The sequence below is a fragment of the Aquimarina intermedia genome, assembly GCF_008124785.1.
Classification (GTDB): domain Bacteria; phylum Bacteroidota; class Bacteroidia; order Flavobacteriales; family Flavobacteriaceae; genus Aquimarina; species Aquimarina intermedia.
The window spans coordinates 198,258-210,828 of sequence record NZ_VNHU01000004.1 but is presented as its reverse complement, the minus strand read 5'-3'; the positions used below and the strand labels follow the sequence as shown (position 1 = coordinate 210,828).

1 protein-coding gene is annotated in these 12,571 nt (G+C 34.5%); it reads left to right on the top strand.

Annotation, left to right across the window (positions count from 1 at the left end):
* The first annotated feature begins 3 nt into the window (after positions 1 to 3).
* Positions 4 to 12,219, top strand: a complete 12,216-nt coding sequence (locus BD809_RS08105) for a non-ribosomal peptide synthetase/type I polyketide synthase (protein WP_148782470.1) — start codon at positions 4 to 6, stop codon at positions 12,217 to 12,219.
* The last annotated feature ends 352 nt before the right edge of the window (positions 12,220 to 12,571 follow it).

Sequence of the window (12,571 nt, the reverse complement as noted above, 5' to 3'; positions counted from 1 at the left end):
GATATGAGTACATATACTGGCTTAGAAATAGCAATTATTGGATTATCGTGTAGATTTCCTGATGCCAAAACTCCAGAGGCATTTTGGGAAAACTTGAAGTCTGGCAAAGATAGTATTTCAAGTTTTACAAAAGAGGAAGCAATCGCCGAGGGAGCTACTGCAAAAGAGATAGAAGATCCAAAGTATGTAAGGTCAAGTGCTTACCTGAAGGATAAGGAGAAGTTTGATTCTTCATTTTTTGATTACCTTCCGGATGAGGCAGAATTAATGGATCCACAAACTAGATTGTTTCACGAAACATGTTGGGAGGCTCTCGAAGATTCTGGATATGCTAATGAAAATAATGCTAAAATAGGCGTATTTGCAGCGGGTTCTCCCAATCCAAAATGGATGCTACATGCAAGTATTAAAAATAAACGCGAAGAACTACTAGATGAATTCACCGCATCTCAATTAGGGGATATTACATTTTTAAGTACCCGAATAGCCTATAAGCTTGATTTAACTGGACCTGCGTTATTTGTTCAATCGGCCTGTTCATCATCATTAGTAGCAGTGCACGAAGCCTGTAATAGTCTTTTACTTGGTGAATGTCGTGTAGCATTAGCTGGTGGGGTGAATGTTAATAATTATTCACAACAAGGATATGTATACAAAGAAGGAATGATCTTGTCGCAAGACGGCAAATGTAGACCTTTTGATGCAGAGTCCAGTGGAACAATTGTTGGTGAAGGGTCGGGAGTCGTTGTCCTAAAGCGATTAAAAGATGCGCTTCAGGATAATGATAATATTTATGCCATAATAAAAGGTTCTGCTACCAATAATGACGGTTCCGCTAAAGTAGGATATACTGCCCCGAGTGTGCGTGGACAGATTGAAGTAATTAAAAGAGCCTTAGGCGTTTCTAAGATAAACCCAGAATCTATAAGTTATATTGAAGCTCATGGCACAGGTACGCAGTTAGGAGACCCTATTGAAATAGAGGCTCTCAATGAAGTTTTTAGCGGGGACACGAGAGAACCGTGTGTTATTGGGGCAGTAAAGTCAAACATAGGACATCTGGATAGCGCCTCGGGCATTGCAGGCCTGATAAAAACAGCCTTAGCTTTAAAAAACAGACAAATTCCTCCAACCCTAAATTTTAGGCAACCTAACAAAAAGGTACCTTTTGATGATGGACCTTTTTATGTTAGTAACCAATTGCAGGATTGGAAACAAGACGAACCCTTGCGAGCCGGAGTAAGCTCTTTCGGGATTGGTGGATCTAATGCTCACGTAGTTCTTGAAGAATCACCAGAGCGAATCCCTAGTTCTTCAAGTAGAGATTTTCAATTGCTACTAGTTTCTGCCAAAAGTAAAAAAAGTTTTGAAGGGAATGTAAAGAATTTGGCAACCTACTTTAAAGAACATCCGCAACAAGTTATTGCCGATGTGGCATACACTCTTCAAAAGGGAAGAAAACGCTTTCAATATAGAAGTTCGTTGATATGTGAAAATAGCGAACAAGCTATTGAAGCGTTAACTTCAAAAAGTATTGCCATTCATAAGGCTTCTTTGCAAGAGAATATTCAGCATGTAATATTCATGTTTTCAGGCCAAGGTAGTCAGTATTTTGAAATGAGTAAAGATCTTTACGAAAAGGAAGTATTCTTTAGAGATACCCTAGATGAATGTTTTGAAATCTCAGAAAAATTTTCAAATAAAGATTTTAGAGAGGCGCTTTTTACAAGTGGTCCGGCTGTTACCTCAGATGCAAGTCTAATCAATGAAACTGTCTATACTCAGCCCATTTTATTTAGTATTCAATATGCGATAGCTAAGTTACTCATGCATTGGGGCCTGATACCGGATTATTTAATAGGTCATAGTATTGGGGAGTACACGGCAGCTTGTATTAGTGGTGTAATGACACTTGAAGATACATTAAAATTAGTTATTAAGCGAGGAGAATTAATGGGTAAAACGCCTAAAGGATCCATGATTAGTATAACAGCAACTCGTGAAGAAATTGATGCTATTATTGCTGGACATTCTATGGAAGTCGATATCTCCGTAATTAATGGAGAAAATTCTATTGTAGTTTCGTCTTCTACGGAAGAAATGGAGTACTTTAAACAGGTGTTGGATCAGGAAGAAATAACCTTCGCTAACGTGGTAACATCTCATGGATTTCATTCACGTTTAATGGACACAATTCTTGAAGAATTTGAGAACGAAGTATCTGGGATAGAAATGCATCCTCCACAAATACCTTATATTTCAAATGTTACAGGTGAACTGATCGCTTTTGAAGAAGTTGAGGAGCCTAGGTATTGGAGTTCTCACTTAAGAAATACAGTGCTTTTTCATCAAGGAGTCTCTAACTTATTAAAAAGAGGAACTAGTTGTTTTATCGAAGTGGGACCGGGAAGGATTTTAAGTAATATAGTTCAGAACAATACTCTTAAAACCGATGCTAATGTTGTTTTATCAACAATGAGACATCCAAAGCAGGATGTTAATGACCAAAAGTTTTTAATAAGTAAAGTTGGTGAAATGTGGGTAAATGGTCTTGAGATTCGTTGGGACAATTTTTATCAGAACGAGAAAAGACACAGAATTTCTTTGCCGAAATATTCATTTAATCCACAAACCTATACCACTAATTATAGGATTGATCATATTCTGAGAATGGAAAATGATAAAATTCCTGATGCAGAAGTTTCGTCAAATCTTTTAAATTTTATTTATCAACCTACTTTTAAAAAGTCTTTATACCCAAATAAGCCTTTATCCTTAGCTCAAAAAAGTATAGTGTTCTTTGAGAAAGAGTCAAATTTTGACAATGCCTTGATAAACGACTTGAAATCATCGGGAGCAAAGGTTATTCGTATAAGAGAGAATTCAGAATTTAAAAAAATCGCAGAAGATCTTTTTGTTCTGGATGCTTGCGATGAATTGCATTTGGAGTTATTATGGAAGTCCATCTTGGATGCGGAAATAAGTATTTCTGATATTGTTTATAGCATAAACGACGTTTCAGAGAAAGTTTCGGATACAAAGGAAAATATAAATAACGAATTAAATAAAGGATATCTTCCATTGTGTTTGCTTGGTAAATCCATACAAAAAAATGGTGTTAAAAATAAAATTCATCTTTCAGTTATTGCTTCGGGAATAGCTAAAGTGACCGCTCAAGATGTTATCAATCCGCTTCGTTCCACAATACTTTCACCCATAAAAATTCTTCCTTCGGAAATAAATAATCTTAGCGCAAGATTAATTGATTTACCACAAAATATGGGTGGTGAAGAAATAGCTGAATATGTATCGTTGGCTATTAATGAAATATGCTATAACGCCATAACTCCGATGGTAGCATATCGCCACTATAATCGGTGGACCCAAAGTTTTGATGAGTTTTCAAAATCTGAAAAAATTGAATCTAATGTAGCTATCGATACAAAGAAAACTTATCTAATAACGGGCGCCTTTGGGGGAATGGGATTGAGCATTGCAAGTAACCTAGTATTAGAAAAGAGGGCTAATATAGTTATGGTGTATAGATCATTTTTTCCTTCTGAAGATCAATGGGAATCATGGCTAAAGGATACCACTAAGCCTGATAGTATTAAAGATAAGATTGCGCTTTTAAAACGTATGAAATCATCAGGTTGTAATGTGACACTTATGCAGGCCGATGTATCTGATATCGATGAGGTGGAACGTGTAGCTTCAGAATTACAGAAGCAGAACACCAAAATTAGTGGGATTATTTGGGCAGCTGGTGAAGTGGATCATGGGGGAATTGTACTAAATAGAGACCGCGCTGAGATGATGAAATATTTAGGTTCTAAACTTAATGGTTTGCACAACTTCCAAAAGTATTTTGATTTTAGAAAGCTAGATTTCCTTAGTTTGTTCTCTTCTATGGGTAATGTATTTTACCAAGTTAAATTTGGTCAAGTCAGTTATAATGCGGCAAATGAGTATTTAGATTCCTATGCTCATTATATAAAAGATACTTTTGGAATACACGCTTTTGCTATAAACTGGTGTGATTGGTTAAACGTAGGGATGACTTTTAATATAAAGAAGCAACAGCTTAGTTCTGAAAACTTAAAAGAAATCAACAGCACGATTGATGATGCTATTTATCCAGAACAGGGAATTAGTATTTTTTATCATTGTTTAAACAGCAAAGCGGTACAATCTGCCATTCACAAATCATCCATGACGGCTGCTTTGGCTCAACATAGTAATTATTTAGAAGCTACACGAAGAGAAGTTATCTCAACTGACGATAATTCTCAGATACAGAGCGATACCCTCCATTTAAACACAATAGAGCAAAGAATGATATCGCTCTACAAAACTTTTTTCGGAAAAGATGCTATAGGGCTTGATGATGATTTTTTTGATCTTGGAGGTGATTCTTTAAAAGCCATGACTTTGGCTTCAAGAATTAATAAGGCTTTTGATGCTGATTTATCTATAAGTGATATCTACGAATACTCTACGCTCCAACTGCTTATAGATAATTTATTTTTAAAAGGTTCCAAAAAACACATATCCATTCCGAAGGCAGAAAAGCAAACGTACTATCCGTTATCGTCTCAGCAAAAGAGCATGTATTTTTTGCAGACACTAAATGTTGATAGCATTGCATATAATGAACCAAAACTATATAAATTTAAAGAGGCTCCTAATCGTAAAAAAATAACGAAGGCTTTTGAAGGAGTGTTAAAAAAACATACCAGTTTAAGAACAATATTTACAGTAGTCGCAGGAGAAGTTGTACAATCCGTAAAAGAGGAGTTGTCGCTTGATCTACAAATAATTAAAAATGATGATGTACAACAAGCGGTAACCTCTTTTATAAGACCTTTTAAATTGACAGAATCTCCGTTATTTAGAATTGGTATTATAGAATCTTCTGCATCTGAGCAATATCTTGTTATAGATTCGCATCATATCGTAACAGATGGTACCTCTAATGGCATCATCATTAAAGATTTTATAGATTTATATAACGGAAAAAAACTAGAAGAAAACAGACTTGATTATGTAGATTATGCGGTTCATCAACAATCTGAAAAACAACAGGCTGCTATTGAAAAACAGGAAACCTATTGGATAGGAGAAATTGATAAAAACTATGTTAATTTAGAACTTCCAATTGATTATAAACGCCCGCTCAATCCCGATTATAAAGGTGGTATCCTTAGTTTAGAGCTTGATGATGTGGTTGTTGAACAACTCAAATCACTTTCACTAGCAAATGAAACAACCCTATTTACAACATTGCTCGGAGCGTTTTATATTTTATTGCATAAAATAAGTGGTAGCGAAGATATTATTGTCGGAGTACCTACTTCTGGTAGGAGAGATCCTGAAATTGAATCGATTGTCGGAATGTTTGTGGGTACGCTAGCACTTCGAAATTACCCTAATGGAGATCAATCATTTTCAGAATTTATTCAGATACTTAAAAAACGGGTAACTGAAGGTTTTGATAATCAAGATTACCCGTTTGAAAGTCTTATTAAAAATTTAGGGTTGGAGCGTGACGCAGGAAGAACTCCTCTTTTTGATACTATGTTTGTATTCGAAAACTTGGGTGACGCAGATGTCACTAATTGCTTTATTGAAAATGTCCCGCTTAAGTCAAATGTATTATCCCGTTTTGATCTTACACTATCTGCAGTAGAACAATCCAACAAGCTAATCTTTAATTTCGTGTACGCCTCACAATTATGGAATCGAAAATCTGTTGAAAATATTTCAAATTTCTTTTCAAAAATTTTATCGGAGGTTAGTTCTAATCCAAATCAAAAAATTGAAGCTATTGAAATCCTTTCAGAAAAAGAAAAAGATAAAATACTTTTTGAATTTAATGATACTCTGGAGGAAATCAATCCTAACAAATGTGTTATTAACTATTTTAATGAACAAGCGGTTGTGCACGCTAAAAAAACAGCGCTTATATTTGAAGATCAGTTGTTTACTTATGAGGCATTGCATCATAAATCTAACAAAATTGCCCAATCAATAATTGAAAAAACCCACAAAGAATCTGTACGAATAGCTATGGTTTTGAGTCCAGGCCTTGCAATGGTCTCAACTATATTGGCAATACAAAAAGCCGGTTGTACATACATACCTCTGGACCCTAACGCACCTGATAAAAGAAATACATTTATTGTACAGGATTGCAATGTAGAAATTTTGATTACCGAGGACACTCATGTATCACAATGTGAGTGGTTTGAAGAGGAAATATTAAATGTCTCTCCTCATGTGACTAGTACTAATGATGATATTACTGAGAATGTATTAGTAAAAAGAGATACCCAGCATATTGTATATATTGTATATACTTCCGGTACTACGGGGAACCCAAAAGGAGTTGCGATTCGTAATGAAAGCCTTGTGAATTACACGTTATGGAATATTGCAAATACAAAACTGTCATATAAGGACAACTCAATTGTGTTGGTCCCTTACTATTTTGATGGCTTTTGTTGTAATTTTTATTCCACCTTACTTTCTGGAGGAAGTCTCGTACTTGTATCACCTGATGATATGCTGAATTCAAGATCATTGGTGTCTAAGTTGTTAACTTATAATGTAACGAACTTTGCATCACTGCCGGGGCTATATGGAGCTGTTCTTGATGATCTGGAAGCAATGGAAGTTACTACCAGTATAAAACAAGTTATTCTGGCGGGAGAGAGAGCTAATAAGAAAATGGTTGAAAGACATCATCAAATATTGCCGGAAGTGATGTTGGCAAATGAATATGGCCCTACCGAAACTACTGTTGCCGCAACGCGTTCTAATGAGATGACCGGTGACAAGCTAAATAATATAGGAGCTCCTATATGGAACACATTCACATACATCCTTGACAAAAATCATAAACCATTGCCTATTGGAGTGCAAGGAGAATTATATATTTCTGGTACTTGTGTGGCACAAGGATATGTAAATAATAAAGAACTAACAGAAGCTACTTTTATTGATAATCCTTTTGTAGAGGGTGCTAAAATGTACCGCACAGGAGATTTAGCCAAATGGAACAAGGATGGATCCATTTCTCTACTGGGACGCGCAGATTTACAAGTTAAAATAAGAGGGCACCGTATCGAGTTGTCTGAGATTGAAACGGGACTTTTATCCTTTTCTAAAATAAAGGAAGCAGTAGTAGGTGTTATTAATGAAGAAACAGAAGGTATTCTAATTGCATTTTATACTGAAAAAAATGATACCGTTAATAAAAATGATCTTAATAAACACTTGTCACAGCTGCTACCAAAGTATATGATCCCTAATGATTATATTCTCTTAAACGAAATTCCCATTACAACAAATGGAAAGACTGATTGGAAGAAACTTAAAAGTGTTGAACTTATTTCGGAAGAGGTATATATCGCTCCCGTATCTAAAATCGAACAGACAATTGCCGAAGTATGGTGTCAAGTATTAGAGAAAGATAAAATAGGAATTAGAGATAATTTCTTTACAATAGGAGGAGATTCGATCAAATCAATTCAAATATGTTCTAGACTTTACGCGCAAGGCTATGATGTGTCTGTAAAGGACATTTTTGATAATCAGTCTATTGAACAACTGGCGTTGAAAATGAAAACGTTGAAAATTCACTCCAGTCAAATGAATGTTATGGGAGTTGTTCCCTTAAGCCCTATTCAGTTTTGGTTTTTTAATACTAGCGGTCAAGCCTTAAATCATTTTAATCAATCGGTTCTGCTTCAGTTTACAAAAAAAATAACAGAGGAAGAAGTTCGGTCAATCTTCGAAAAATTAGTAAACCATCATGATGCGCTCCGAGCCATTTTCAAAAAAGAAAAGAACGAATATAGACAAATATATGTAGCTCCTGAAGCATACATGTTAGATTTGGTAAGTCATACTTTCGTAAATGAAAAAGAGTTCGAAGTCGAATTTTATTCTATTGCAAATACATTACAGCAAAGCATTGATATCCATCGAGGCCCCCTCCTAAAACTCGCATTATTTATAACCCCATCGAGCACTAAATTATTGCTTATTTCACACCACCTTATAATCGACGGTGTGTCCTGGAGAATTCTCTTTGAAGATATAGATAGTTTAGTGACACAATTGAATAATGAACGTTCTTTAGAATTACCATTTAAGACAGATTCGTATTCATTGTGGACCGAAAGTTTAGCAAACTATAGTGATACAGAAGGCTATGCAAAGATTCGGGAATATTGGACTGCCATAGAAGCAACAAACTATTCTAAACTTCCCGTTGATAAAGAGTTACCACAGAATTTGTACAAGGATAATACTAAACAGAGTTTTGCACTTACTGAAGCTGAAACGACTTCTTTTAGTACAGATACAAATGCCAAATTTAATGCTTCTACTCTTGAGTTGTTAATTGCGGGTCTATCTATGACACTTAATGAAAAATGGAACATGGATACGTTCAAAATTGATTTAGAGGGTCACGGAAGAGTGCATGAAACGTGTAACCTAAATAGGACCGTAGGTTGGTTTACCAGCATTTATCCAGTAATAATCACTCATCATAAGGAGTTACATACTACAATAATTTCTACTAAAGAACAACTTAGATCGGTACCAAATCAAGGTAATGATTATCTACTAACTCGTCAGAATAGTAAAGAACGGGATGGCATAACGTATACTTCAGAGATTAGTTTTAATTACTTAGGACAATTCAGTAATACTCTTGGAGATAACAACTTTAAGGTTATTACAGATTATACAGGAAATGATGTAGATGGGCAAAAAGAAAGCTTGTATAAGTTAAACATAGCCGCTATTATAAAGGATAATCGGCTTGAAGTTTCAATAGAGTATAATAAGAAAGAGTATAATAATAAAACGATCAAGGAGATTCTATCGATATACGAGACAACACTGAAACAGTTTATTAGCGAAGCAGGTAAAACATTCAAAACCCTTTTGACTCCTTCAGACTTAACTTATAAAAAGTTACCTTTTGACAAGATTGTTGCACTACAAGAGCTTTACGATATAAGTGATGTCTACCCAATGTCTCCTATGCAACAGGGTATTTATTTCCATTCAAATTTTGAAGAAAAGGATATTTACTTTCAGCAAATGACGCTTCATGTAGAAGGTACATTAGATATTCATATTCTGAAAGAAACAATGAATATCATCATCAAGAAATACGATATTCTTAGAACTTCTTTTGTTCATAAGGATTTAGAATTTCCGCTACAAATAGTAAGGAAAGAAAATTTTATAGAATTCAGTTATAATGATATTTCGGATAAAATAGAAAGTTTTTCCTTACAAGAATCGATTAAAACACATGAATTGCTAGATCGTGATAAACCATTCAATCTTCAGAAGGATGTTCTTATGAGATTGAAAGTAATAAAAACAGGTGATAATCAATTCGCACTGATATTGAGCCACCATCATATTTTAATGGATGGATGGTGCGTGAGTCTAATTTTTAAAGATTTAAAAGAAATTTATCAAGCGATAAAAACAAAATCTTTAGCTCAGATAAATTTTGAGGCACCGTCCTATGCTAGTTTTATTAAATGGTTAGGTAATAGAGATTTCCTAAAATCAAAAGATTATTGGACCGCTTATTTAGAGGGCTATGAAGAATCGACTTCTTTACCTAGTGAAATAACTAAAACAGAGGTAACGAAATTGGCTTCCGAGCATGTTTTTGAAGAATTAGTAATAGATTCTGAAAGATTGCAAAAGCTCAAAGTGGTTGCTCAGACGTGTAAGGTTACCATAAGTTCGATACTCAAAGTGGTTTGGGGATTACTATTAGCGAAACATAATAATAGAGATGAAGTGGTTTTTGGTTGTGTTAACTCTGGGAGACCCAAAGAAATAGACAACGTAGAACAAATTGTTGGCTTATTTATTAATACTATCCCATTGCGCATAGCAATACGACCAGACGAATCTTTTAAACAACTTTTCCTGAGAATACAAAACGACTATATAGCGGCCGAATCTTATCAATATTATCCCTTGTATGAAATTCAGAAATTGACACATTTGGGATCAGATTTATTTAAGACGATTTTCGTTTTAGAAAATTATCCGGTTTATGAAACTATGAGTGAAGTTAGCGAAGCGTTTGAAACAGATTTCAACATTACAGGGCTTAGCTCACATTATCTCACAAATTATGACGTATCTTTTGTAATTGTTCCGGGTGATGTTTTAAGAATACGGTTAGAATATAACAATCATTTGTATAATGAAAATCAAGTGAAAAATATTATGCATCAAATAGATGCTATACTGGATGCGGTGATTGAGAATGTTAACATACAAATTAAAGATTTAGAAATTGTTTCTAAAGTTGAACTGGACATGTATCAGCAAATAAATGCAACCACAACTAAGGACGACTTCGAGTTTGATACCGTATTAGATCGTTTTAAAGCTCAGGTTGCCAGGTATCCTGAGAATATTGCAATAAGGCATAATAAAGAACAGTTTAGTTATAGGGATATTGATCATAAATCCAACTTAATAGCTGAATACATGTTAAGTAATGGTGTTAAACCAGGACAAGTTGTAGGATTATTGCTACCCTTATCTTCTAATGTTGTAACTGGTATATTAGCTATCTTAAAAATTGGGTGTACTTACTTACCTATAGATCTTACATATCCTGAGGAAAGAACCACGTACATGTTAAAGAACAGTTCATGCAATTTTTTATTAACCAATAAAACAGAAACATTTTATACTGAAGAAAAAATTAACAAGTTCTTTATAGAAGATGCGATAGAAACTCATTTACCATCCACATTGTTAGATAAAATTATCCCTGATACCTCAACACCTGCTTATATAATGTATAGTTCTGAAGCTACGGGAAAATCCCAGGGCGTTGTCATCTCACATAAATCTCTTTACAATTATATCGATTGGGCTGCCAAAGAGTATGTTAATGATAATGAAAAAACATTCGGTTTATTTACATCCATTGCTCTTGATAGTAATATCACCACTATATTTACCCCATTAGTTACTGGGAGTAACATGGTTATTTACAGTGATACCAATCCTCTGGTGAACTTAAAAAATATCATAAAGGATGATATGGTAACAACGCTTAAGGTTACACCTTCTGACCTTAAAATATTAGCAAATATTGATACATCGAAAACAGAAAAAGGCGGAAGCAAGATAGAACAATTCATAGTTGGAGGAGAAGCATTAAACACACAAATGGTCGACTCGATAAAGAAAAAATTTGATAATGTATTGATCTATAACGAGTATGGTCATACAGAAACTACAGGTGGGTGCATGATCCACGTTTTCAATAATGAGGATAATGCCCTTACAGTACCAATAGGTAAGCCAATACAAAATATGCAAATCTATTTGTTAGACGATACTTTGAACTATATACCTGTTGGGGCAACAGGCGAGATTTATATATCAGGAACCGGCATAGCAAATGGATATATTAATCAATGTGAAACTACAAAAGACAGATTTATAGAGAACCCTTATAAGAAAGGAAGTACACTATACAAAACAGGTGACATTGCTAGATTACTCTCATCCGGTGTGTTTGAGTATATAGATCGTGCTGACAGTCAAGTTAAAATAAACGGATACCGTATTGATGTATCGGAAATAGAGAGAAATCTGATTCAACACCCCGACATTGATGAACTAATTGTCGTCGTTGAGGAAAAGGATAATCCAAAACATCTCATAGCGTATTATAAATCGAAATCAGAAATTGCAGTAGGAAGCATGAAAAAATTTCTTGCAAACCGAATTCCGGTATATATGTTTCCTACATATTATATGCGTTTGGAAGTCTTTCCATCGATCGTTAATGGAGAAATAGACAAAAATGAGTTACCTGATCTTGATGACGTTTTAGTTTTCGAAGAACCAGTTACAAAAATAGAATTAGCCCTAGCCTCTATTTGGTCTGACGTACTCAAAATAAAAAAAGAGGAGATAGGAATTACCGATAGCTTTTTTGATCTTGGGGGACATTCCTTAAAGGCTATGCTTTTGATAACGAAGATGAACAAAGAATTTGATATTAATATTTTACTAGACGAACTTTATAATAATCAAACGATTAAGGAATTGTCGGTTTATATAGAGAACATGGTAGAAATTCAACATAGCGATAGCTTTAATGAAGCACATGAAGACATGTTGGACATTGATATTTAAATTCTTACAATTCGTGATATTATAAGGGAGATATGTGATGTAATAACATACACAAACATTTTCGATACGTTCATAATGCTGGCAAACCAAATTATAAGTCAAACAGTTATTGGGGAACATGAGCCAATGCTGTTCTATGGGTAAAAGGAAAGACAGTTAGTAATTGAAACCCATTTTTTATTAACAAATAAGTTAATACCAAGAGTTTGCTTTATACTGGTTAGCATCGCTTTCAATACAGTTATATCCATCTTAAATATTGTAACGTCTAAAAAGTTTTTGAACCTGTAAATGACGTTTTACCAATGCGTTATAATACGTCTCACCAAGAACACAAACCACGTCATATCCT

Bases quoted from the DNA above. Each gene is read 5' to 3' on its own strand.
- BD809_RS08105 (WP_148782470.1), top strand. From the start codon at position 4: ATGAGTACATATACTGGCTTAGAAATAGCAATTATTGGATTATCGTGT.